Source organism: Streptomyces sp. NPDC050732, assembly GCF_040654255.1.
Lineage (GTDB): Bacteria > Actinomycetota > Actinomycetes > Streptomycetales > Streptomycetaceae > Streptomyces.
In genome coordinates this window covers 116,422-138,005 of the sequence record NZ_JBFAHP010000010.1, presented here as the reverse complement: position 1 = coordinate 138,005, position 21,584 = coordinate 116,422, and the positions used below count along the sequence as shown (strand labels likewise).

Here is a 21,584-nt window from a genome sequence, read left to right as displayed (position 1 = left end):
GCAGGCTCGTACGACGCATCTCTAGGCGCTCCTGAGCCCTCGCGAGATGAGGGAGTGAAGCCCCGCCATCTCCGCCCCCCGCCGATTTCCGGCCTGCTCGTGGATCGTCAACGCCTCGCGCCAGCAGGCCCGGGCGCGGTCCGACTGGCCGAGGGCATCCAGCGAGCGGCCGAGCACCGTGAGCACACCGGCCCGTACGGACATACCTCCCACGCAGCCCCTCGCCAGCGCCTGCTCGGCGTGGAGCGCGGCCTCGGTCGGGCGGTCGGCGGCCAGCTGGACCGCTGCCAGGCGGTAATGCGTCGTGCCCTCCCACAGCCGGTGGCCGCTCTCCCTGAACACCGCGAGGGCGCGGAGGAGCTCCTGCACGGCCTCGGTGAGCCGGTCGGCCGCCGCCAGGGCGAGACCGAGCGTGTACCGGCTGCCGGCAGCACCCACCACGTTGCCCATGTCGTCGAACATGGCAGTGCTCCGCTCGGCGAGCACGAGGGCGTGGATGGTGTTCCCGGTCTGGAGCCGCACCCGTGCCTGACCGCTCAGAGCGCGAGCCTCGCCCGCCCGGTCCCCGACCTCACGGAAGCCTGCGACGGTCTGATGGAAGTGGGGCTCCGCGGCGTCGGGGCGCTGCCGCTGAACGGCGACCAGCCCCTGGATGTGGGTGGCCCAGCAGGCAGGCAGCCTGTCCTGGTCCGCGCCGCCCAGGGAGAGCACGAGCTCCGCCTCGCTGTCGGCCTCGTCGAGGTGTCCGGCGAACTCGTGGGCACTGCTCAGCGCGACGAGGATGCGCCGCTCGGCCCGGACGTCGCCCTGTTCCAGCGCCGCGTCGCGCAATGCCGTCGCCGTCGCCTCGTACTCCCGGGAGTTGGCCCCCGACTCCGCCAGGTCGAGGGCGGTCCACAGCAGGTCGGCGGCCCGCCTCAGGGTGTGCGGCGACGTGGACTGCCGGGCACACGCCAGCAGACAGCTCGCCTCTGTGTAGAGCCAGTCCCGGGCTTCGTTCCGGTCCGTGAACTCCAGTCGCTGGACGAATGTCGGCTCCAAGTGGTCGACCAAGGCGTCCCCCGGCCGCTCGATCGCGTAGGCGTGCGCCGTGGTCGCGAGGTAGAAGTCGAGGAGCCTGGCAAGAGCCGCTTCGCCTTCGGACGGAGACTGTCCGCGCCGCCCCTGGCCCGGTCCCGCCCGGTGCATCTCGTCGACGGTGCGGGCGTAGAGACGTACGAGATCGTCGTACCGATAGCGGCCCGGACCCGCCGATTCGAGGAGCGACGTGTCGACGAGGGCCTCCAGAAGGCCTTCCGTCTCCTCAAGGGGCAGATCGAGTACCGCTGCCGCCGCGGCCAGCGAGACATCCGGGCCTTCGGCGAGGCCGAGCAGCCGGAAGGCGCGGGCCTGGGCGGGTGGCAACTGGCCGTATCCGAGTTCGAGGGTCGCCTTCACCGCCAGGTCACCGGCCTGGAGTTCGTCGAGGCGGCGCCGTTCGTCGGCGAGCTTCGCCGCCAGGACCGAAACCGTCCACGTGCGGCGAGCGGCCAGCCGGGAGGCGGCGATGCGAATGGCGAGAGGCAGGAAGCCGCAGGCCGCGACCACGTCGAGGGCGGCCTTGCGCTCCGCCTGGACGCGCTCCTCCCCCACGATCCTGGTGAACAGCTGGAGCGCCTCCTCGGGGGACATCGCACCCAGGTCGACGAGGTGCGCGCCCGCCAGGTCGACCATCCGGACCCGGCTGGTGACCAGTGCCGCGCAACCGGCCGTGCCCGGCAGGAGGTGGCGGATCTGGCTCGCGTCGCGAGCATTGTCGAGCACCACGAGGACGCGGCGCCCGTCCAGGACGGAACGGTAGAGCGCCGCCCGGTCACCGAGCCCGTCCGGGATGTGGGCGTCCGGGGTGCCCAACGCCCGCAGGAAGGAGCCGAGGACGGCTTCGGGTGAGTCCGCCTGCGCGTACGCGCCCTGGAGGTCGACGTACAACTGGCCGTCGGGGAAGTGCTGGCGGGCCTCGTGGCCGACGTGCACCGCGAGAGTCGTCTTGCCGACACCGCCGATTCCGGCGATCGCGGCCACGGCCATGACGGAGGCGTCGGCGGTGTACAGCGCCTCGATCAGATCTCGGACAAGAGAGGTACGGCCGGTGAAGTCCGGGACACTCGCGGGCAGTTGGGCGGGGCGTGCCAGTGCGGTGGACGGGGCCGCTTCCGGTGATTCCGCGGGCCGGCCGAGCTCCGGGTCGGCCTGGAGGATACGGGCCTGCAGCTCGTTCAGAGCGGGACGCGGGTAGACGCCGAGCGCGTCGGCGAGGAGTCGGCGCGTGTCGGCGTACACGGCGAGGGCCTCGGCCTGGCGCCCGCACCGGTAGAGCGCGAGCATGAGCAGTTCGCGCAGGCGCTCACGCAACGGATGCTCGGCGGTGAGGGCGGTCAGTTCGGAGACGACCTCGGCGTGCATGCCCATCTCCAGGTCCACGCCGATCCGCGTCTCCAGGAGCTGGAGGCGCCACTCCTCAAGGCGCAGGCGCTGCGTCTCCGCGTACGGTCCCGGGAGGCTCGCGAGTGGTTCGCCGTCCCACAGCGCGAGCGCATTGCCGATGAGCGTGCGCGCTCTGCTCCGGTCGCCTGCGGCCCTGGCACGTTCCGCCTCCGCGGCGAGGTCCTGGGCCACGTGGAGATCGAGCGAACCCGCCGGGACGCGCACCGCGTAGCCACCGGACTCACTGACGAGGGGGCCGGGGCCCAGCGTTTTGCGCAGCCGTGACGCGTAGGTCCGGATCGCGGCGAGCGCCTGCGAGGGCGGGTCCTCACCCCAGAGGGCGTCGATGAGCTCCGAGGCCGTGGCCGTACGGCCGTCGCGCAGCAGCAGGGCGGCGAGGAGAGCGCGCTGCTGCGGTGAGCCGGTGGAGACCGCTTCGCCTTCACGCCAGATCCTGACGGGCCCGAGGACGCCGAAGCGCAGGGACTCCGCGCCCTCCGCCGCCCACTTCGGCGGACCCACCGATTCGGTGGCCGCGGCCCGCTGCGTGGCGGCGGACGCCGTCGCGGAAGGCGCGGCGGGCGATGCCGTCGGCGGCGGCGTGGGCAGCCGCGCCGCGGGCCGACGCTCCCCATCCGCTTGCTCCGCGGTGGCCCGGACCAGAGCCTCGGCCTCGTCGATGCGCCGCGCGTCGCCCGATGCCCGGGCCGCCTCGAACTCCGTGGCCGCCAGGTTCGCAAGGACCGAGCGGCACAGTGGGTGGCGCGGTCCGAGCATGGCGGAGGCCTTTTGCGCGGCGACCGCGATGACGTCGACCGCCCGCTCCATCCTCGCGCGGTCGCCCGCCGCGAGCGCCGAGCCGAACTCGGCCCTGGCGAGCGTGACGAGCGCGGAGAGCGAGGTGGGATGGCCGTCCCCGAGGCGCCGCGCCAGCTGTCGCGCGGTGTCGGCGATGGCGTGCACGAGGCGGTCGGCGTCGGCGTCGCGGCCCTGCCTGCGGGCGGTCTCCGCGAGGACGGACGCCGTCAGCAGCTCGGTTTCCAGGCGGGTCTGGGCGGGCTCGTCGGCGGCGCCGAGACATCGCGCCCGCTCGGCCGCGTTCCGCGCGCCGGTGAGATCGCCGAGCCGGAGCTTGACCGCCGCGAGATTGGCCAGGGAGCGGGAGCCGGCCGGCTCACCGTTGTCGTGCGGGCCCATGGAGACGGCCGTGGACAGCAGCGTGGCCGCGGCCGACAGGTGGCCGCGGTCCGCCAGGGCGACGGCCAGCTGATCGCGGAGGTCTCCTGTGGCCGGGAGGGACTCCGGGTCCCACAGGAGTCCGGAGACCACATGCTGCAGGAGGGCGTGGGACGCTTCGGTGTGGCCGAGCGTTTCGAGCAGCGTCACCAGATAGGTGAGGTCCCTCCCCAGCCCCGGACGCCCGAGTGCGACGGGTGAGCCGCACAGGGCCAGCGCGGCGGCCCAGGCGCGGCGGCGGGCATCGGTGTCGCCGCTCAGTGCCCGCTCGGCGTCGGTGATGGCCTGCTGCCACGGGTCACTCATGGTCGTCTCCGCGTAATTGGCGTTCGATGGCCGCTTTGGCGGCCATGAACTTGAGCTCGGCGATCTGCGAGGCGTCCAGGACGTGGCGCTGGGACCACTCGTCGATGCGCCGGAACCAGGACTCCGCGGCGCCCGCGGCCTCGTCGACGGTCAACGCCTCGTCCTGCCGGTCGCGCCCGGCCCCGGCGCTCACCGGGTGGACCACGTCCATCAGGTGCTCCACGTCGAACTGGTCGAAGCGGCGCATGGCTTCGGCGACCGTCGCGGCGAACAGCACGTTGGCGGAGCGCCGCACGTCGGCGCGGTCGGGTGCCTGCTCCAGGAGGATGCCGACCACCACGGGGTCACCGGACTCCGGGACGCCTTTGACCACCGGGCCCCCGGAGTATCCCGAGTAGTCGCCGAGGTACTGGTGCGCCGTCAGCTGGAGCGCCTGGATGACCGCGCCCCCTTCGCAGAGATATTCGGCGGAGCCGCTGTCCACCTGCCCTCTGAGGTACACCTCGGCGGACGCGGGGCGGTAGGGCCCGTGCCAGTGGTCCCCGCCGTGGGCGACGCCCGCCCTGGGAATCGGCAGCCGCACGTCGTGGGCGGCGGAGATGGTGATCAGCGCGAGGTCGGCGGCCTCATCACGCCGGCAGACCTGGCCGACTATCCGGCTGCCGTCCGCGAGGACGATGTCCACCCGGTCGTCCGGCGCGGTGAGGCTCCTCAGACAGTGCAGCGCCGTGAGCACGTACCGGCGGGTCAGCAGGAATCCGCCGCCGAGGCGCTGCTCGGACTCGAAGAGTTCGACCCAGTAGCTCGCGGTGGTCACCGCTGCTCCGGCGCTCGCTCCACGGTGAGGGTGACCTCGAACGAGGCCTCCGCCGAGGCCTTGGAGAGGATGACCCCGGCCTCGGCGGCCAGGGTCAGGCCGAAGGTGACGCTCATGCCGGACACCTGCCAGCCGTCACGCTGTCCCACCTGGGAGAGGGACCGCTGAGCGATGTCCGAGGCCTGGACGATGGCCTCCTCCAGCTCAGGTGCCCGCTCTCCCAGTGAAGAGCTGGTCCGCGTGCGGCTGGCGATCTGACGGCTGCCGGTGGCATCCAGAGCCACTGTCTCGACCCTGACGTCCGCCATACGTCCCCCTGTCGGTGCGGTGCTCGTCGCACCGGATCTCCGTCGCCGACCGCAGCCTAACCAGCGTGGCCACCGGGTCGGAAGGCTAGGGCGTCTTCACATCCGTGTGGATGGCCAGCTTGAACTGGGCGTGGATCAGCGGCGTGCGGAGCCTCACGTCGCCCGCGCCGCGGGTCGAGACCTTCAGGGCCACGGGCGTGTCCGGGTGCACGAACATCTGCCAGAGGTAGGTCCGGTACTGCCCTCCCCTGGTCGGCGCCGCGTCGGTGGTCGCGGTCGAGTCGTAGCCGGTGGTCATGTTCAGCGGGTCGCGGACGTAGCGCGAGCGGTGTTCGGTGGCCTTCGCGTCGGCCTCCCAGAAGACCATCGCGGAGAGCATGCCCCAGCCGTCGTGGCTCGGCCAGATCAGCCCCGAGCGGGCGTCCGGGAACTTCGAAGGACCGGTGCCGCCCTTCGAGGGGTCGTGCATGCGCCACGGGTCGTAGGACTCGTCACCCGTGCCGTACGGAAAGCGCACCAAGTAGTAGCCGTCACTGTCGTACTTGACGGATTGCGGCCCGTGCCGTGCGGCGTCCCACAGCAAGGAGCAGATGGCGACAGACATGTGATCCCCCGATCCGCGTCGACGTGCTCTGCGTACTTCCCTGTGCAGGAAACACGTTGATGCCTCGCGGGCGGTTGCGGGAGGTCTGGCACAGGAATTTTCGGGTCGGCGTCCGGCCGCCGCGCCTCACGCCCCGCGGGGTTTGCGGTCCACCAGCAGCCTGGAGCCGCTGTGCCGCTCGCCGAAGACGTCGTCGGGGTTGGAGAGGACGCAGGTGTCCAGGGAGAGGCAGCCGCAGCCGATGCAGTCCGTGAGGTGGTCGCGCAGCCGGCCCAGCTGCTTGATGCGCTTGTCCAGCTCCGAGCGCCACCCCTCCGAGAGGCGCGCCCAGTCCTCGCGGTTGGGGGTGCGCTCCTCGGGGAGCGAGTCGAGGGCCTCGCGGATCGTGGAGAGCGGGATGCCGACGCGCTGGGAGGCGCGGATGAAGGCGACGCGGCGCAGCGTGTCACGGTGGTAGCGGCGCTGGTTGCCGGAGGTGCGGCGGCTGGCGATGAGGCCCTTGGACTCGTAGAAGTGCAGGGCGGACACGGCGACGCCGCTGCGGTCGGCCAGCTGGCCGACGGTGAGTTCGTGGACCTTCTCCGGTATCTGGGGCACTCCTCAAACCTACTGGCTGGTCCGTTGACACGCGTCGGCCCACACCCCATGCTGAGCAAGCGCTTAGTCTGCGTACGTTTCTCGCGTACGCCCAGCTTGCACACGTCTTAGGAGGCCAGGGACATGGCGGAGCCGAGGATCTTCACGTCGCCCGACGAGCTGCGCGCCGCGGTCGGCGAGCAGCTCGGACACAGCGACTGGCTGGAGATCGACCAGAAGCGGATCGATCTCTTCGCGGAGGCGACCGGCGATCACCAGTGGATCCACGTGGACGCGGAGAAGGCGGCGCAGGGCCCCTTCGGCACGACGATCGCGCACGGCTATCTGACGCTGTCGCTGCTGCCGAGCCTGGTGCCGCAGACCATGCGGGTCGAGGGCATGAAGATGGGCATCAACTACGGCACCGAGAAGGTCCGCTTCCCCTCCCCCGTACCGGTCGGCTCGCGGCTGCGCGCGACCGCCGTGCTCACCGACGTCACGCCGACGAAGGACGGCGGCGTGCAGGTGACGGCCAAGGTCACCGTGGAGCGCGAGGGCGGCGACAAGCCCGCCTGCGTGGCGGAGTCGGTGTCGCGCTACTACTTCTGAGGGGCGCGCGTCACTTCCGCGGCTCCTGGGGACGGGCGCCCACCATTCGCAGCACGAGGTCGGCGTAGAGCGCGCCGACCTCGTCGGGCGTCCGGTGTCCCGCCACGTTGAACCAGCGGGCGACGTCGATGCAGAGCGAGAGCACGGCGAGCGTGGTGCCCGGCACGTCGGGGACGTCGAACTCCCCCGCCCGGACCCCGTCGTTGATGATGTCCCGCACGGCCGCGTCCGACTTGCGGCGCAGCGCGACGATCTCCGTCCGGTGCTCCTCGCCGAGCGCGTCCAGCTCGTACTGCACGACGCGCGCGGTCGTGTGGTGGGCGGCGTGCCAGCCGACGAAGGAACGCACGGCCGCCGCAAGCCGCTCGGCGGGCCCGCCCTCGCCGTCCGCTGCGGTCCGCAGGATGGCCAGGGCCTTGACGTGGCCGATCCGGCTGATGCGGTGGAGCAGCTCTTCCTTCGTCTTGTAGTGGATGTAGAGCGCGGCGGGGCTCATGCCGGCGCGGCCCGCGATGTCCCGGGTCGTCGTCGCGTGATAGCCGCGCTCGGCGAAGGCCTCGACGGCGGCGACCAGCAGTCGCCTGGCCGCGTCGGGGCTGACCTCGCCCCACGGCTGCTCCTCGCCGCCGGTCTCCTCCGCCGCACCCATGCTGTCCACTCCCTCTTGCCTGGCCCGTCTGCCGGGAGGGACACCATACCCCCGACGGTGAGCAAGCGCTTAGAGCGACGGTTTCACGGCTTTGCGAACGGGTCGTGTTCGGCGAGGAGCCTGTCGACGCGGGCCTGGTCGACCCTGCTGACGATCTGGTCCACCTCCTGCCGGTCCCTGATCACCTTGGAGAGGGTGAACGCGGAGGTCGTCAGATAGAGCACGGCGATGGCGAGGAAGCCCCGCACCCAGGCGGAGGCGTCCAGGTAGCCGATGCCGACGGCGACGGCGCCGAGGGAGATCGCGAAGGAGGCCACGGCCTGGCCGTAGAAGGCGTTGGTGGTCTGCTGCTTGACGGGGGGCTCGGTCATGCCGACAGCTTCGGCGAGGGGCGGCGGGCCCGGTATCCGCTCACGTACTCAGGTCGGTACTCAGAAGGCCGAAACCCCGGTCAGCGCACGGCCGATGACGAGCTTCTGTATCTGGCTGGTGCCTTCGTAGAGGGTCATCACCCGGGCGTCGCGGAGCAGCTTGCCCGCCGGGTACTCGTCGATGTAACCGTAGCCGCCGAAGACCTGGAGGGCGTTGTTGGCGGCGCGCACGGCGGCCTCGGAGGCGAACAGCTTGGCCTTGGAGGACTCCGTGGCGAAGGGCTGCCCACGGTCGATCAGGTCGGCGACCCGCCAGGTCAGCAGGCGCGCGGCGTCCACGTCCACCGCGATGTCGCTGATCAGCTCCTGCACCAGCTGATGGTGGGCGATGGTCCTGCCGAACTGCTCGCGCTCGGTGGAGTACCGCACCGCCGCGTCGAGGGCGGCCTGCGCGATGCCGACACAGCCGGCCGCCACCGACATGCGTCCCTTGGCGAGGGCCGACATGGCGACGGAGAAGCCCTTGCCCTCGGGCGCCATCATGGCCGACGCGGGGACCCGCACGTCCTCCAGGACGAGTTCGGCGGTGGCCTGGCCGCGCAGGCCGAGCTTGCCGTGCAGGGTGCGGCGGGTCAGGCCGGGGGTGTCGGCCGGGACCAGGAAGGCGGAGACGCCCTTGTGGCCCGGGGTGTCGTTGGTGCGGGCGAAGAGGAGCACGACGTCGGCCCAGGTGCCGTTCGTGATGAACATCTTGGTGCCGTTGAGGACATACGTATCTCCGTCGCGGACGGCCCGCGTCGTGAGGCTGCCCGCGTCGGAGCCGGTGCCCGGCTCGGTGAGCCCGAAGCACCCGACGTACTCGCCGGAGGTGAGCCCCGGCAGCCACTGCCGCTTCTGCTCCTCGCTGCCCCAGTGCGCGATGGTCTTGGCGACCAGGCCGAGCGAGACGGAGACGATGCCGCGCACGGAGGAGTCGCCGCGGCCGAGCTCCTCGGTCACCAGGCAGTACGCGAGGTGGTCGCCGCCCGAGCCGCCGTACTCCTCGTCGATGGTGAGCCCCAGGAAGCCGACGTCGCCGAGCTTCTTCACGAGGGCACGGTCGACGCTCTCGGCGCGGTCCCACTCGACGACGTGCGGTGCGATCTCGCGCGCGACGAAGTCCTCGGCCAGCTTCCTGACGGCGGCCTGCTCGTCGCTGAGCTCCAGGTTCATCGTGGGCACCTCTTCGGCAGGGTCGGGTTACTTCAAGTTAGGTCGCATTTAAATTAGCACTGCTAGTTTGTTGCGGCAGCCCTACTATGTGCCGCATGGCCCGACCGCGCAAGCCCCTCCTCAGCCGAGAACGCATCGTCGACACGGCCCGCGCCCTCGTCGACGCGGAGGGACTCGCGGCCGTCTCCACGCGCCGTCTCGCCGCCGAGCTCGGCGTCAGCGGGCCCTCCCTCTACAACCACTTCCGCACCAAGGACCAGATCCTGGAGGCGGTCGCGGACTCGGTGAGCGCGCAGGTCGACCTGTCGATGTTCGAGGCCGCCGACGGGCGCGACTGGCGGACCGCGCTGCACGACTGGGCGGTCTCCTACCGGGCTGCCCTGACGCGGCACCCGAACATCGTTCCGGTGCTCGCGCGCGGCCCCGGCCGCCGCCCGGCCGGACTGCGGCTCGCGGACGCCGTGTTCGGGGCGATGGTCGACGCGGGCTGGCCCGCCGCGCAGGCCACGTCGATCGGCGCGCTGATGCGGTACTTCATCATGGGCTCCGCCCTCGGCTCGTTCGCCGGGGGCTTCGTGGACGACGAGACCGCCTACGACCCCGCCGACTATCCGCACCTGGGACAGGCCCATCTCCTCGCCGAGCGCCAGCAGGTCATCGACGAGCGCGCCTTCGAGGCGGGCCTCCAGGCACTGCTCGACGGGCTCGCCCTGCAGTACCAACAGGTGGCGGCCCAGCGCCTGTGACACTTCGGTGCCTGCCGAACTGTTCCTGCCGCACCCTGGAGGCATGAACCCGGGCCCCACGAAGAACTCCGGCGCGACCGCCCGCACCACCGCGACCGCCGGCGCCCCCGCCCTCGCCTCCCTCGCCGCGCTGTTCGCCGACGAGACGCGCGCGGCCTGTCTGCTCGCCCTGCTCGACGGGCGGGCCTGGACGGCGGGCGAACTGGCCCGGCACGCGGGTGTCGCGGCGTCGACGGTCAGCGAGCACCTGGGCAGGCTGGTCGCGGGCGGGCTGCTCGCCGAGGCCAGGCAGGGCCGCCACCGGTACGTGCGGCTCGCCGACGCGCACGTCGCCCAGCTCGTCGAGGACCTCGCCGCCCACGCGGCGCCCGGCACGCCGGTCAGACCTCGGACGCTGCGCGAGGCCGGTGCCGCCGGCGCGATGGCGCGGGGCCGCACCTGCTACGACCACCTGGCGGGACGGCTCGGGATCGCGATCACCGGGGCGATGACGGTGCGGGGACTGCTGCGGCAGGACACCGGGTTCGCCCTGACCGGTCAAGGGGTGGACTGGTTCGGGGAGTTGGGGATCGAGCTCGTGCGCGGCGGGCGGCGCCCGCTGGCCCGGGCCTGCCTGGACTGGACGGAGCGCAGACCCCACCTCGCGGGGGTCGCGGGGGCGGCGCTGTGCCGGCACGCGCTGGCCATGGGCTGGTGCGAGCGGATCGGTTCGGAGCGTGCCGTGCGGGTGACGCCGGCCGGGGCCCTGGCCTTCGCCACCCATCTCGGCATCGAGGGCCTCCGGGACACCGTCAGTCGGTGACGATGCGCTCCACCGCGGCCGCGACGAGGGCGTCGCGCTCCGCCTCCGAGAGGACGTCGGGCAGGGTGAGCTGTTCGACGATGAGCCAGTTGAAGGCCATGTACAGCAGCTTGACCGCCGTCGCGTCGCCGGGCAGCCCGGAGTCGGCGTGGTACGCGAGGTTGGCCTCCAGGTCGGCGCGGACGCGGTCGGTGAGGACGGCCCGCAGCTCCGGGCGCCGGGTGGCCTCCAGGCGCAGTTCGAGCAGCGCCAGATAGCCCGTACGAAAGCCGCTGACGCGCCCGACGACCTCGCGCATCAGCTGGACGTAGGTCTCCTTGTCGGGCTTGGCCGTGCGCTGCCGCTCGACCTCCGCCTCGTCGGGCGTGAGGCGTTCGTAGACGCGGGCGCCCGCCTGGGTGAGCAGGTCGTCGCGGTTGCTGAAGTAGTTCGAGGCCGTGCCCGTGGGCACCCCGGCCTCCGTGTCCACCGCCCGGAAGGTCAGCCCGCGGGCCCCCTCTCTGGCCAGCACCTCGATGGCGGCGTCCACCAGAGCCGCCCGCCGCCCGTCGTTCCTGCGCACCATCTCCACCACTCCATCCGCAGTACTACACCTAGACCACTACGGGAAGAGTACTGGATGCGGCCGCCCACCGGCCGCCGCCCCGCCCCGAGGTAGCTGTAACCTGCATCCGTCCTGCCGGACGAAACAAGGCCGTAACAAGGGACATCACGCGGGAGTGGCCGTGGAGCACGCGACGGATGCGCTGGATGCCGGGGGCTCGACCGACGGCGCGGGTGGGGCGATCCGCCTCTTCGCCGCACAAGTGGCGCGCGGCCAGGCGCAGGTGACCTTCCTGCCGAGCGTCGCCGCGGGCGCCGTCTTCTGCGTGGCGCTGTTCGCGGCGGGCTGGGAGTACGGGCTCTACGGCCTGGCGGGCACCGCCGTGGGCACGGCCACCGCGCGGTTCCTCGGCGTGGCCGGCGACCGCGTCGCGACCGGCCTCGAAGGGTTCAACGCCTGTCTCACGGCGCTCAGTTTCGCGGTCTTCCTCGGCGCGGAGCACGTGTCGACGGCGCTGCTCGCCGTCGCGGGCTGCGTGGTCGTCACGGTCGTGACCGCGGCCGTGGTCCGGTTCCTCGGGGCCTGGGAACTGCCCTCGCTCACCCTGCCGTTCTGCCTGACCGCCTCCGCGGCGACCGTCGCCGCGCCCGGCTTCCGGCACGTCTGGCACCACGGGGAGGGCCCGGCCGCGCTCGCCCGGGCCGCGACGGGCTCCACCGCACTCCGACCCGCCGATCTGGCCCGGGGGTTCTTCGCCGGCTTCGGCCAGATCTTCTTCATGCCGCAGTGGTACGTGGGCGCCCTGCTGCTGCTCGGCCTGCTCGTCGCGGGCCGCCGCACCGCGGCCGTCGCGTGCCTCGGCAGCGCCGTGGGGATGGGCACCGCGTGGGCCCTCGGCGCCCCCGCCGCGCAGCTCGCCGACGGCACGGCGGGGTACAACTCCGTCCTGGTGGCCCTCGCCCTGTGCGGCGTCTTCCTGCCGGTGCGGGCGGCGACCCTCGCGTACGCGCTCGTGGGCGCCGCCACCGCGACGGCGCTCGGCCCGGCCGTGGCGGCGTTCTCCGCCCCGGCCGGCGGGCACGCCTTCACCTGGCCCTTCGTGCTGACCACGCTCGTGTTCCTGGCCGCGGCCAAGTCCTTTCCCCGGCTGACGGGTTCGGCGGCCGGGGACTGACGGCGGCCCGGGAGCGGCCCGGTGCGGCTCAGAAGACGACCAGCGCCCGGCCGCCCTTGCCCGCGATCATGTTCTCGAAGGCGGCCGGGATGCCGTCGAGGCCGATCCGGTCGGTCACCAGGGCGCCCAGGTCCAGGCTGCCCGCCCTGATGTGCCCGGCGAGGACCGGCAGGTCCACCGCCGGGTCGCAGTTGCCGTACACGCAGCCGGACAGGGTCCTGCCCCAGTGGAAGAGCTCCAGGGCGTTGAAGGTGACCTGCTGGTCCTTGCCGCCGATGCCGACCACCGTGGTGCGCCCGCCGCGCCGCGTCGACTCCCAGGCCGCGCGGATCGTCACCGCCCGCCCCACGCACTCGACCGCGACGTCGGCGCCGTGGCCGCCGGTGAGCTTGCGGATCTCGCGCGGAGTGGTCTCGGAGGCCACCACGTAGTCGGTGGCGCCGGCCGAGCGCGCCAGCTGCTCCTTCGCCGGGGAGACGTCGACCGCGATGATCTGCCCGGCGCCCGCGATCCTGGCCGCCTGCAGCGTGGCCAGGCCCACCCCGCCGACGCCGAAGACCACGACGCTCTCGCCCGCGCGGACCCGCGCCGAGTGGTGCACGGCGCCGTACCCGGTCAGGACGGCGCAGCCGAGCAGGGCCGCGTCGGTGAGCGGGACGCCGTCGGGCACCGGCAGGACGCAGTCGGCCGCGACCACCGTCTCCTCGGCGAAGGCGGCGACGTTGAGGCCGGGGTGCAGGTCCGAGCCGTCCTGCCGCTTGGCGTAGACGTCGGCGGCGCCCGCGAGGGCGTTGCCGCAGAGCCACACCTCGCCGAGCGAGCAGGCGTGACAACTGCCGCAGGAGGGCGCCCAGTTCAGGACGACGCCGTCGCCGGGCGCGAGGTGCGCGACCCCTTCGCCGACGGAGACCACGGTGCCCGCGCCCTCGTGGCCGAGGACGGCGGGCACCGGCACCCGCATGGTGCCGTTGGTCAGGGACAGGTCGGAGTGGCAGACCCCGGCCGCCGCGAGGCGCACCCGGGCCTGGCCGGGGCCCGGCTCCGGCAGGTCGATCTCGGCGATCTCCAGCGGAGAGCCGACGGCGGGGAGGATGGCGGCGCGGACCACGTTCACGTACTCCTTGGGGAAGTTGGCGAGTTGGCGGGCTGGCGGGCTCGGGGTCGGGCGGTTCAGAACTGCAGGGATTTCGTCTGGAGGTACTCCGTCAGGCCGTGGGCACCCAGCTCGCGGCCGACACCCGACTGCTTGTAGCCGCCGAAGGGCGCGAGGGGGTTGAAGCTGCCGCCGTTGATGTCGACCTGGCCGGTGTCCATGCGGCGGGCGAACGCGACGGCCTCCGCGTCGTCGGCCGCCCACACCGCGCCCGCGAGGCCGTACACGGTGCCGTTGGCGATGCGCAGGGCGTCGTCCTCGTCCTCGTACCGGATGATCGAGACGACCGGGCCGAAGATCTCCTCCTGGGCGATGGTCATCTCGGGCGTGACGTCCGCGAAGACCGTCGGCTGGACGAAGTAGCCCCGCTCCTTGGGCGATTCGGGGCCGCCCGCCACGATCCTGGCGCCCTCATCGACGCCCTTCTCGATGTAGCCGCGCACCCGCGCCTGCTGCTTGGCGTTGACGACGGGGCCGATGCGGTCGCCGTACTTGGCGGCGGCGGCCGCGGCGAGCTCCACCGCCTCGTCGTACCGGTCGGTGTGCACCAGCATGCGGGTCCAGGCGCTGCACGTCTGGCCGGAGTTGGACATGACGTTGGCGACGCCGACGTTGACGGCCTTGGCGAGGTCGGCACTCGGCAGGATGACGTTGGCGGACTTGCCGCCGAGCTCCAGGGCGACGCGCTTGACGGCCGCGCCCGCGGTGGCGCCGATCTGCTTGCCGACCGCCGTCGAGCCGGTGAACGAGACGAGGTCGACGCCCTCGTGCTCGGCGAGCGCCTGGCCCGCGACCGGCCCGAGACCCGTGACCAGGTTGAACACACCGGCGGGCACGCCCGCCTCGTGCACCGCCTCGGCGAAGAGCTGGGCGGTGAGCGGGGTGTCCTCTGCGGGCTTGAGAACCACCGTGCAGCCCGCGGCGAGCGCGGGGGCCACCTTGTTGACGATCTGGTGGAGGGGGTAGTTCCAGGGGGTGATCGCGCCGACCACGCCGACCGGCTCCAGGTAGACGGTGGAGTTGCCGACGCGCTCCTCGAAGGGGTGCGTCGCGGCGAGTTCGGCGTACGAGCCGGAGACCAGGATGGGCACCCCGGCGTGCACGGCCTGCGAGAACGGCAGCGGGGCGCCCAGCTCTGCGGTGACGGTCTCGGCGACCTCGTCCTTGCGGGCGACGAGGCGGTCGCGGAGGGCGCCGATCAGGGCGGCGCGCTCGGCGGGCGGGGTGGCGGCCCAGCCGGGCAGGGCGGCGCGGGCGGCGCGGACCGCGGCGTCGACGTCCTCCGCGGTGCCCGCGGGGACCTGGCCGACGGGCTGTTCGTCGGCCGGGTTCAGGACCGTGATGGTGTCGGTGCCGGCAGCCGGGCGCCAGGCGCCGTCGATGTACATCCCGTCGTGGGCCTTCATCGCATTCCTCCAGGTTGTCGTCCGCGCTACAAACTAGCGCTGATAGTTTTCAGACACCAGGGGCCCCTGCCCCGAGCGGCCGCCGACCGCCGCGACCGCGCCCCGCGGGCCGGTTCCAGCCCCGGTCGAGCTCCGGTCCACCCTGCTTCCAGGTCCCCCTGAGGCCCGCACGAGGCCGCTGACCAGCGCCCGGAGCGGTGGCCGACCGTACGCCCGCTCGGCGTGCCCCGCTCCGCCCTGCGCTGTTTTCCGGACACACCCCACCCATTCGCCTTGTATTCGATTTCAAATACGTGACAGACGCATGACAAGGCGTCGGGACTCTTGATCTCCCCTCCTCGAACAGCCACTCTGCTGATCGCGACGGGAGCGGCACGCACCGCTCCCTTCTGTGTGTGCGATCCCGCGCACACCCCCCACAGTCGCGCGCCCGACCCCGGGCACGCCGCCAATGAGGAGGACTCCCTCGTAATGGCCATGCTTCGCAGCAAGAAGACTGTGATCGCCGCGGCGATCTCGACCGCCACCGCCGCCGCTGTCATCGGTACGGTCACCGCCCTTCCCGCCCAGGCCGCCCCCGCCGGCCAGGGCACCGTGCTCGCGGCCGGTTCCGCCGACGCGATCAAGGGCAGCTACATCGTCACGCTGAAGAACGGGTCGGGCCTCAAGGCCGCCACGAGCCAGGGCAAGGACCTCATAGCCGAGTACGGCGGCTCGGTGCAGAAGACCTTCAAGTCCGCGCTCAACGGCTACTCCGCGAAGCTGACCGAGACGGAGGCGAAGAGACTCGCCGCCGATCCCGCCGTCGCCTCCGTCGAGCAGAACCAGAGACTCCGCGCCACCGCGACGCAGACCAACGCCCCCTGGGGCCTGGACCGCATCGACCAGACGAAGCTGCCGCTGTCCGGGTCGTACACCTACCCGGACACCGCGGGCTCCGGCGTCACCGCGTACGTCATCGACACCGGCGTGCGCATCTCGCACTCCGAGATCAGCGGCCGCGCGGTGAACGGCTACGACGCCGTGGACGGCGACAGCACCGCCCAGGACGGCAACGGCCACGGCACGCACGTCGCCACGACCATCGCGGGCAAGACGTACGGCGTGGCCAAGAAGGCCAAGATCGTGGCCGTCCGCGTGCTCGACAACAACGGCTCCGGCACCACCGCCGGTGTCATCGCGGGCATCGACTGGGTGACCAGCAACCACGCCGCCGGTGCCCCGGCCGTGGCCAACATGTCGCTCGGCGGCGGCGCGTCCACCTCGCTGGACAACGCCGTGAAGAACTCCATCGCCGACGGCGTCACCTACGCGGTCGCGGCGGGCAACGAGAACACCAACGCCGCGAACTCCTCCCCCGCGCGCGTCCCGGCGGCCATCACGGTCGGCGCGACGGGCAGCAACGACGCGAGGGCGAGCTTCTCCAACTACGGCTCGATCCTGGACATCTTCGCGCCGGGCGTCTCCATCAAGGCGGGCTGGCACACCGGCGACACGGCGACCAACACCATCTCCGGTACGTCGATGGCCACCCCGCACGTCGCGGGCGCGGCGGCGATCTACCTGGCGGGCCACACCTCGGCCACGCCGGCGCAGGTCTCCTCCGCCCTGGTGAACGGTGCCACGCCGAGCGTGGTGACCAGCCCGGGCACGGGTTCGCCGAACAAGCTCCTCAAGATCGTTCAGTAACACCCTCGGGCTGCGGGTCCGTTCGCGGGCCCGCACTCCGCTCGGCCCCCCGGAGGCAGTCGGCGCCTCCGGGGGTTCCGCGCGTGCCCTGTCGTACGCCGAGACCCGCCGCGACGAGCAGCAGCCCGCCCAGCATCACGAACGGCGCGGCCACCCCCGCGACCCCGGCGACGAGACCGGCGGACGCGGGCGCCGCCACCTGCCCGAGCCGGTTGCCGGTGAGCCGCAGCGCCAGCGCCGTGGAGCGCGCGTCGTCGGGCGCGGCCTGGACGACCGTCGTCATGGAGAGCGGCTGTCCGACGCCGAGGCAGAAGCCGAGCACGGCAAGCATCAGGGCGAGCCCCCACACCGGAACCGGCAGCGCGAGCCCCGCGCACAGCAGCCCGGCGAGCAGACAGGTGCAGGTCAGCAGCGCGGCCCTGCCGAGCAGCCGGATCATCGGTGTCATCACGAGACGGCACGCGATGGTCGCCGCCGCCCGCAGCGAGAGCAGCACGCCGACCGTGGCGGGCGCGATGCCCCGGTGCTCGCCGACCACCGGCAGGTAGGCCGTGAGGATGTCCGTCGCGGAGAGCACGGCGAGGCTGATGAAGATGCCCGCGGGCACGCCACGGGCGCGCAGGATGCCGAGCACCGGCACGCGCTCGGCACGCTTTCGGACGGCCTCGGGACGCTTGTGCTCGATGCGCCACAGCGAGGTGAGGGAGACCGCGCCGACCACCGCGGAGACGATGAGGGCGAAGGCGCTCGTGCGGCCCGTGTCGGCGCCGATCAGGGCGCCCGCGACGATCGGCCCGATCAGCTGGCCGAGGGAGGCGCCGATGGTGAAGTGGCCGAAGTTGCGGTCCTGATCGGCGGGCGCGGACTGCCGGGCGACGATCGACTGCGCGCCGATCACGAAGCAGAGGTGGCCGAGCCCCATCACCCCGCTCCAGGCGGCCATCGCCGCGAGCGACCCCGCCGTACCGCTGAGGGCGCAGCCGCCGGAGATCAGCACGACGCCGACGGGCAGCAGCGGCGCGCACCGCCCGTGGTCCGTCCGGCGTCCGAGCGGCACGGCGGCGAAGAGCGGCAGCAGGGCGTAGACGCCCGCGATGACGCCGATGGCCCGCTCGTCGGCGCCCAGCGAAAGGGCCCGGTAGGAGACGGCGGGCCGCGCCATGGACACCGCCCCCTGCGCGAAGCAGAAGGCGATGACGAGACGGAGCAGCCAGCCCCTGCCACCGGGCCCGGACGACGCGGCAGGCATCAGATGATGCCGAAGAGGATTCCGGAGCCGAGCACGACCAGCGAGGTGAGCACGGCCCATTTGACGGTGAACTTGGTGTGGTCGCCGAACTCGACCTTGGCCATGCCGACGAGGACGTACACGGCGGGCACCAGCGGGCTCGACATGTGCAGGGCCTGACCGGCGATGGAGGCGCGGGCGATCTCCAGGGTGCCGACGCCGTGCGCCTGGCCCGCCTCGGCGAGGACCGGCAGGACACCGAAGTAGAAGCCGTCGTTGGACATGAAGTAGGTGAGCGGGATGGAGAGCAGTCCGGTCACCAGGCCCATGTGCGGGCCCATGCCCTCCGGGATGGCGTCGACGAGCCAGTCGGCCATGTGGTCGACCATGCCGGTGCCGGTGAGGACGCCGGTGAAGACAGCGGCGGCGAAGACCATGCCGGTGACGTTGAGGACGTTCTCCGCGTGGGCGGCGATGCGGGCCTTCTGGTCCGGCATGTGCGGGAAGTTGACGGTGAGGGCGAGGGCGGCGCCGAGCAGGAAGAGGACCGGGATCGGCAGCCACTCCATGATCATGGCGGTGAGCAGCAGGACGGTGAGGGCCGCGTTGAACCAGTAGAGCTTGGGGCGCAGGGTGGGGCGGTCGGGGTCCAGCCCCTGGAACCCGTCGTCGTCCGCCTCGTCATCGGCGCCGGGGGTGTCCGCGTCGGTTCCGGAGCCCGCTCCGCCGGTGGTCTTCTTCGTGAGCGAGGTCCGGCCGTCGCCGCCCGTGCCCACGAGGACCGTCTCGGCCGCCGTCTCCTTCTCCAGGACCTCGTCCAGGGAGAGCGTGCCGAGCCGCTTGCGCTCGCGCAGGCCCAGTGCGTACGAGAGGAGGAACACGGCGACCAGCCCCATGGCGAGCGCCGGGATCATGGGGACGAAGATGTCGGCGGCGTCGACCTTCAGCGCGGTCGCGGCACGGGCCGTCGGGCCGCCCCAGGGCAGCGTGTTCATGACGCCGTTGGCGGTGGCGGCGACGCCCGTCATCACGACGAGGCTCATCTTGAGGCGCTTGTACAGCGGGTACATCGCCGAGACCGTGATCATGAAGGTGGTCGAGCCGTCGCCGTCGAGGGAGACGATCGCGGCGAGCACGGCGGTGCCCACCACGATGCGCATCGGGTCCGCCTTGCAGAAGCGCAGGATGCCCCGGACGATCGGGTCGAAGAGGCCGACGTCGATCATGACGCCGAAGTACACGATGGCGAACATGAGCATGGCCGCCGTGGGCGCCAGATTGCCGACGCCGTCGAGGACGTAGTCCCCGAGATGGGCTCCCTTTCCTACGAACACGCAGAAGAGCGCGGGGATCAGCACCAGCGCCGCGATCGGCGACATCTTCTTCATCATGATCAGCACCAGGAAGGTGGCGATCATGACGAATCCGAGGATTGTCAGCATGGGGGCTACCTAACGTTCACCATCGAACTCCCACCAGGTCTGGCGGTCCGGACGACGTTAGGACCCGCTATCCAGCGTTAACAAGATGTTGACGCGCGAGCAATAAGCGCAAAACTCCTGGTCACGGCCGGGTGTCGGACCGGGCTCAGTCCAGCGACCGCGCGAAGTACGCGTGCAGCAGGATCCGCGCCTCGTCGACGAGCGCGGCGTCGCCCGCCGGGTCGGCGCGGAACGCCAGCTGGAGGACCGCGTCGACCGCCTCGACGCCGACCAGCATCGTGCGGCGCAGTGCGGCGTCGAGCGGGCGGTTCAGGTGTCCCGCGAGCAGGGCCGCCACCCGTTCGGCCACCTGCGAGTTGGCGTCCGGCATCGCGTCGGGGGCCGAGGGGATGCCGAAGTCCACGAGGCCGAAGCCGGGGACGGTGCGCATCATCGCCAGGTACTCGTCGAAGGCGGCGTCGACGGCGCCGCGCCAGTCGCCGCGCTCCACGCCGGTCACGCGCGCGGCCACGCGCTCCGCGTACGCGTCGAGGTTGCGGTGGGCGAGGGCGTCGGCGAGGGCCCGTTTGTTGCCGAAGAAGCGGTAGACCGAGCCGATCGGGACGCCCGCGCGCTGGGCCACGGCGCGGGTGGTGAGGCCTTCGTAGCCGGTCTCGTCGAGGACGGCGGCGCAGGCGTCGAGGATCCGGGTGAGCCGCTCGGCGCTGCGCTCCTGCACGGGGACGCGGCGCAGGGAGGCGGGAGACCGAGCGTCTTTGGGCGGGTTCGGGTGGCGCATCCCGGGAGAGTAGAGCACCGCTCACATTCCTGGCTTCCTCTTGCGGAAGGAAAACGCGAATCCTACGGTGTCCCATAGGAATCGTTGACGAGGGAGCTGTGATGCGCGGGGACCACGCAAGCAACGCCGGCCGAGCGGGCGCGGGCACGGGGGGCGACGCCCGGAAGACCGCCGAGGGGCTGGCCTATCTCTCCGGCTTCGGCAACGAACACAGCTCGGAGGCGGTGCCCGGCGCCCTGCCGCACGGCCGGAATTCGCCGCAGCGCGCCCCCCTCGGGCTCTACGCCGAGCAGCTGAGCGGCTCCGCCTTCACCGAGCCGCGCGCCCACAACCGCCGCTCGTGGCTCTACCGCATCCGCCCCTCGGCGGCACACCCGCGGTTCACGCGGGTCGACAACGGCGCGCTCCGCACGGCCCCCTTCACCGAGTCGGTGCCCGACCCGAACCGGCTGCGCTGGAACCCGCTCCCTGAGCCCGCGCCGGGCACGGACTTCCTGGCGGGCCTGTGGACCCTGGGCGGCAACGGCGACGCGACGCAGCGCACCGGCATGGGCATCCACCTGTACCACGCCAACTCCTCCATGGTGGACCGGGTGTTCAGCGACGCGGACGGTGAGCTGCTGATCGTGCCGGAGAGCGGCGGGCTGCTCCTGCGCACCGAGTTCGGGCTGCTGCACGCCGAGCCCGGCGAGGTCGCGCTGGTCCCGCGCGGCGTCCGCTTCCGCGTGGAGCTCCTCGACGCGACCGCGCGGGGGTACGTGTGCGAGAACTACGGCGCACCCTTCCAGCTCCCCGACCTCGGCCCGATCGGCGCCAACGGCCTGGCGAACGCACGGGACTTCCGGGCGCCGGTCGCCGCGTACGAGGACGTCGAGGGCCCGGTGGAGGTGGTGAACAAGTTCTGCGGCAACCTCTGGCGCGCGACGTACGACCACTCCCCGCTCGACGTGGTCGCCTGGCACGGCAACCACGTCCCGTACGTCTACGACCTGCACCGCTTCAATGTGATCGGCTCGATCAGCTACGACCACCCGGACCCGTCGATCTTCACCGTGCTCACCTCGCCGTCCGACACCCCGGGCCTCGCGGGCGTCGACTTCGTGGTGTTCGCGCCGCGCTGGCTGGTGGGCGAGGACACGTTCCGGCCGCCGTACTTCCACCGGAACGTGATGAGCGAGTACATGGGCCTCATCGAGGGCGCGTACGACGCGAAGGCGGAAGGCTTCGTGCCGGGCGGCGGCTCGCTGCACAACATGATGTCCGCGCACGGGCCCGACCGCGAGACCTTCGAGAAGGCGTCGGCCGCCGAGCTGAAGCCGCAGAAGATCGACGACGGCCTCGCCTTCATGTTCGAGACGCGCTGGCCGGTGACGGCGACGGAGCAGGCGGCCACCGCGTCCCACCTGCAGCGCGGTTACGACGACGTATGGCAGGGTCTGGAGCGCCACTTCCGCAACTGACGCTTTACCAC

The 21,584-nt window shown here is 72.2% G+C and carries 20 protein-coding genes; 6 read left to right on the top strand and 14 right to left on the bottom strand.

All coding sequences use genetic code 11. From position 1 onward, the window contains the following. Positions 1–21: 21 nt before the first annotated feature. From AB0H82_RS11740 to soxR, 5 genes are all read right to left on the bottom strand, one after another. Positions 22–2,985: a BTAD domain-containing putative transcriptional regulator gene (locus AB0H82_RS11740; RefSeq protein WP_362991546.1), complete on the bottom strand. Its 2,964-nt coding sequence runs from the start codon at positions 2,983–2,985 to the stop codon at positions 22–24. Positions 2,986–3,997: 1,012 nt separating this feature from the next. Then, positions 3,998–4,822, bottom strand: a complete 825-nt coding sequence (locus tag AB0H82_RS11735; RefSeq protein ID WP_362991379.1) for a serine protease — start codon at positions 4,820–4,822, stop codon at positions 3,998–4,000. Next, complete coding sequence (locus AB0H82_RS11730) at positions 4,819–5,130, bottom strand: CU044_2847 family protein (protein ID WP_362991377.1); 312 nt, start codon at positions 5,128–5,130, stop codon at positions 4,819–4,821. Before AB0H82_RS11730 ends, AB0H82_RS11735 begins: the two co-directional genes overlap by 4 nt. An 85-nt stretch (positions 5,131–5,215) precedes the next feature. Continuing rightward, positions 5,216–5,734, bottom strand: coding sequence for a hypothetical protein (locus tag AB0H82_RS11725; RefSeq protein ID WP_362991375.1), 519 nt, complete (start codon positions 5,732–5,734; stop codon positions 5,216–5,218). A gap of 126 nt (positions 5,735–5,860) precedes the next feature. Further along, entirely contained in the window at positions 5,861–6,331 is a 471-nt protein-coding gene (gene soxR / locus AB0H82_RS11720; protein WP_362991373.1) for a redox-sensitive transcriptional activator SoxR, read from the bottom strand. A gap of 123 nt (positions 6,332–6,454) precedes the next feature. Between soxR and AB0H82_RS11715 the strand changes: the two genes are divergently transcribed. Continuing rightward, positions 6,455–6,919 (top strand): MaoC family dehydratase, encoded by a 465-nt coding sequence (locus tag AB0H82_RS11715; protein ID WP_362991371.1) that lies wholly within the window; start codon positions 6,455–6,457, stop codon positions 6,917–6,919. A gap of 10 nt (positions 6,920–6,929) precedes the next feature. On the opposite strand, the gene AB0H82_RS11710 is transcribed toward AB0H82_RS11715, so the two are convergent. The 3 genes from AB0H82_RS11710 to AB0H82_RS11700 form a co-directional block, all read right to left on the bottom strand. Then, entirely contained in the window at positions 6,930–7,568 is a 639-nt protein-coding gene (locus AB0H82_RS11710; RefSeq protein ID WP_362991369.1) for a TetR/AcrR family transcriptional regulator, read from the bottom strand. Between the two features lie 83 nt (positions 7,569–7,651). Further along, the gene (locus AB0H82_RS11705) at positions 7,652–7,939 is read right to left on the bottom strand and encodes a YiaA/YiaB family inner membrane protein (RefSeq protein ID WP_362991367.1); all 288 of its coding nucleotides are present in this window, start codon (positions 7,937–7,939) and stop codon (positions 7,652–7,654) included. A gap of 60 nt (positions 7,940–7,999) precedes the next feature. Further along, on the bottom strand, positions 8,000–9,151 hold the full coding sequence (locus tag AB0H82_RS11700) for an acyl-CoA dehydrogenase family protein (protein ID WP_362991365.1): 1,152 nt from the start codon (positions 9,149–9,151) through the stop codon (positions 8,000–8,002). Between the two features lie 95 nt (positions 9,152–9,246). Between AB0H82_RS11700 and AB0H82_RS11695 the strand changes: the two genes are divergently transcribed. Together AB0H82_RS11695 and AB0H82_RS11690 are read left to right on the top strand one after the other, a co-directional pair. Further along, the gene (locus tag AB0H82_RS11695; RefSeq protein WP_362991363.1) at positions 9,247–9,897 is read left to right on the top strand and encodes a TetR/AcrR family transcriptional regulator; all 651 of its coding nucleotides are present in this window, start codon (positions 9,247–9,249) and stop codon (positions 9,895–9,897) included. Positions 9,898–9,940: 43 nt separating this feature from the next. Next, on the top strand, positions 9,941–10,699 hold the full coding sequence (locus AB0H82_RS11690; RefSeq protein ID WP_362991361.1) for a winged helix-turn-helix domain-containing protein: 759 nt from the start codon (positions 9,941–9,943) through the stop codon (positions 10,697–10,699). Here the strand turns inward: AB0H82_RS11690 and AB0H82_RS11685 are convergent. Further along, positions 10,689–11,264, bottom strand: a complete 576-nt coding sequence (locus tag AB0H82_RS11685; RefSeq protein ID WP_362991359.1) for a TetR family transcriptional regulator — start codon at positions 11,262–11,264, stop codon at positions 10,689–10,691. The genes AB0H82_RS11690 and AB0H82_RS11685 overlap by 11 nt on opposite strands. Before the next feature lie 220 nt (positions 11,265–11,484). On the opposite strand from AB0H82_RS11685, the gene AB0H82_RS11680 reads away from it, so the two are divergent. After that, positions 11,485–12,417 carry an urea transporter gene (locus tag AB0H82_RS11680; RefSeq protein ID WP_362991544.1) on the top strand — a complete coding sequence of 311 codons (933 nt, stop codon included), beginning with the start codon at positions 11,485–11,487 and terminating at the stop codon, positions 12,415–12,417. Between the two features lie 28 nt (positions 12,418–12,445). Here the strand turns inward: AB0H82_RS11680 and AB0H82_RS11675 are convergent, their stop codons facing one another. Then, positions 12,446–13,525: a zinc-binding dehydrogenase gene (locus AB0H82_RS11675; RefSeq protein ID WP_362991542.1), complete on the bottom strand. Its 1,080-nt coding sequence runs from the start codon at positions 13,523–13,525 to the stop codon at positions 12,446–12,448. 62 nt (positions 13,526–13,587) lie between these two features. Continuing rightward, entirely contained in the window at positions 13,588–14,976 is a 1,389-nt protein-coding gene (locus AB0H82_RS11670) for an aldehyde dehydrogenase family protein (RefSeq protein ID WP_362991357.1), read from the bottom strand. 471 nt (positions 14,977–15,447) lie between these two features. On the opposite strand from AB0H82_RS11670, the gene AB0H82_RS11665 reads away from it, so the two are divergent. Further along, positions 15,448–16,665, top strand: a complete 1,218-nt coding sequence (locus AB0H82_RS11665; protein ID WP_362991355.1) for a S8 family peptidase — start codon at positions 15,448–15,450, stop codon at positions 16,663–16,665. On the opposite strand, the gene AB0H82_RS11660 is transcribed toward AB0H82_RS11665, so the two are convergent. The 3 genes from AB0H82_RS11660 to AB0H82_RS11650 form a co-directional block, all read right to left on the bottom strand. Next, positions 16,649–17,914 carry an MFS transporter gene (locus tag AB0H82_RS11660; RefSeq protein ID WP_362991353.1) on the bottom strand — a complete coding sequence of 422 codons (1,266 nt, stop codon included), beginning with the start codon at positions 17,912–17,914 and terminating at the stop codon, positions 16,649–16,651. The two genes, AB0H82_RS11665 and AB0H82_RS11660, sit on opposite strands and share 17 nt — an antisense overlap. After that, positions 17,914–19,335, bottom strand: a complete 1,422-nt coding sequence (locus AB0H82_RS11655) for a citrate:proton symporter (RefSeq protein ID WP_362991351.1) — start codon at positions 19,333–19,335, stop codon at positions 17,914–17,916. Before AB0H82_RS11655 ends, AB0H82_RS11660 begins: the two co-directional genes overlap by 1 nt. Before the next feature lie 145 nt (positions 19,336–19,480). Beyond that, complete coding sequence (locus tag AB0H82_RS11650; protein WP_362991350.1) at positions 19,481–20,113, bottom strand: TetR/AcrR family transcriptional regulator; 633 nt, start codon at positions 20,111–20,113, stop codon at positions 19,481–19,483. 101 nt (positions 20,114–20,214) lie between these two features. On the opposite strand from AB0H82_RS11650, the gene hmgA reads away from it, so the two are divergent. Further along, the gene (hmgA, locus tag AB0H82_RS11645) at positions 20,215–21,573 is read left to right on the top strand and encodes a homogentisate 1,2-dioxygenase (protein ID WP_362991348.1); all 1,359 of its coding nucleotides are present in this window, start codon (positions 20,215–20,217) and stop codon (positions 21,571–21,573) included. Positions 21,574–21,584: the final 11 nt, after the last annotated feature.

Coding starts and splice junctions, on each gene's coding strand:
- AB0H82_RS11730 (WP_362991377.1), bottom strand. CDS start 5,130: ATGGCGGACGTCAGGGTCGAGACAGTGGCTCTGGATGCCACCGGCAGC.
- AB0H82_RS11725 (WP_362991375.1), bottom strand. CDS start 5,734: ATGTCTGTCGCCATCTGCTCCTTGCTGTGGGACGCCGCACGGCACGGG.
- AB0H82_RS11715 (WP_362991371.1), top strand. CDS start 6,455: ATGGCGGAGCCGAGGATCTTCACGTCGCCCGACGAGCTGCGCGCCGCG.
- AB0H82_RS11710 (WP_362991369.1), bottom strand. CDS start 7,568: ATGGGTGCGGCGGAGGAGACCGGCGGCGAGGAGCAGCCGTGGGGCGAG.
- AB0H82_RS11705 (WP_362991367.1), bottom strand. CDS start 7,939: ATGACCGAGCCCCCCGTCAAGCAGCAGACCACCAACGCCTTCTACGGC.
- AB0H82_RS11700 (WP_362991365.1), bottom strand. CDS start 9,151: ATGAACCTGGAGCTCAGCGACGAGCAGGCCGCCGTCAGGAAGCTGGCC.
- AB0H82_RS11695 (WP_362991363.1), top strand. CDS start 9,247: ATGGCCCGACCGCGCAAGCCCCTCCTCAGCCGAGAACGCATCGTCGAC.
- AB0H82_RS11690 (WP_362991361.1), top strand. CDS start 9,941: ATGAACCCGGGCCCCACGAAGAACTCCGGCGCGACCGCCCGCACCACC.
- AB0H82_RS11685 (WP_362991359.1), bottom strand. CDS start 11,264: ATGGTGCGCAGGAACGACGGGCGGCGGGCGGCTCTGGTGGACGCCGCC.
- AB0H82_RS11670 (WP_362991357.1), bottom strand. CDS start 14,976: ATGAAGGCCCACGACGGGATGTACATCGACGGCGCCTGGCGCCCGGCT.
- AB0H82_RS11665 (WP_362991355.1), top strand. CDS start 15,448: ATGGCCATGCTTCGCAGCAAGAAGACTGTGATCGCCGCGGCGATCTCG.
- AB0H82_RS11660 (WP_362991353.1), bottom strand. CDS start 17,914: ATGCCTGCCGCGTCGTCCGGGCCCGGTGGCAGGGGCTGGCTGCTCCGT.
- AB0H82_RS11655 (WP_362991351.1), bottom strand. CDS start 19,335: ATGCTGACAATCCTCGGATTCGTCATGATCGCCACCTTCCTGGTGCTG.
- AB0H82_RS11650 (WP_362991350.1), bottom strand. CDS start 20,113: ATGCGCCACCCGAACCCGCCCAAAGACGCTCGGTCTCCCGCCTCCCTG.
- hmgA (WP_362991348.1), top strand. CDS start 20,215: ATGCGCGGGGACCACGCAAGCAACGCCGGCCGAGCGGGCGCGGGCACG.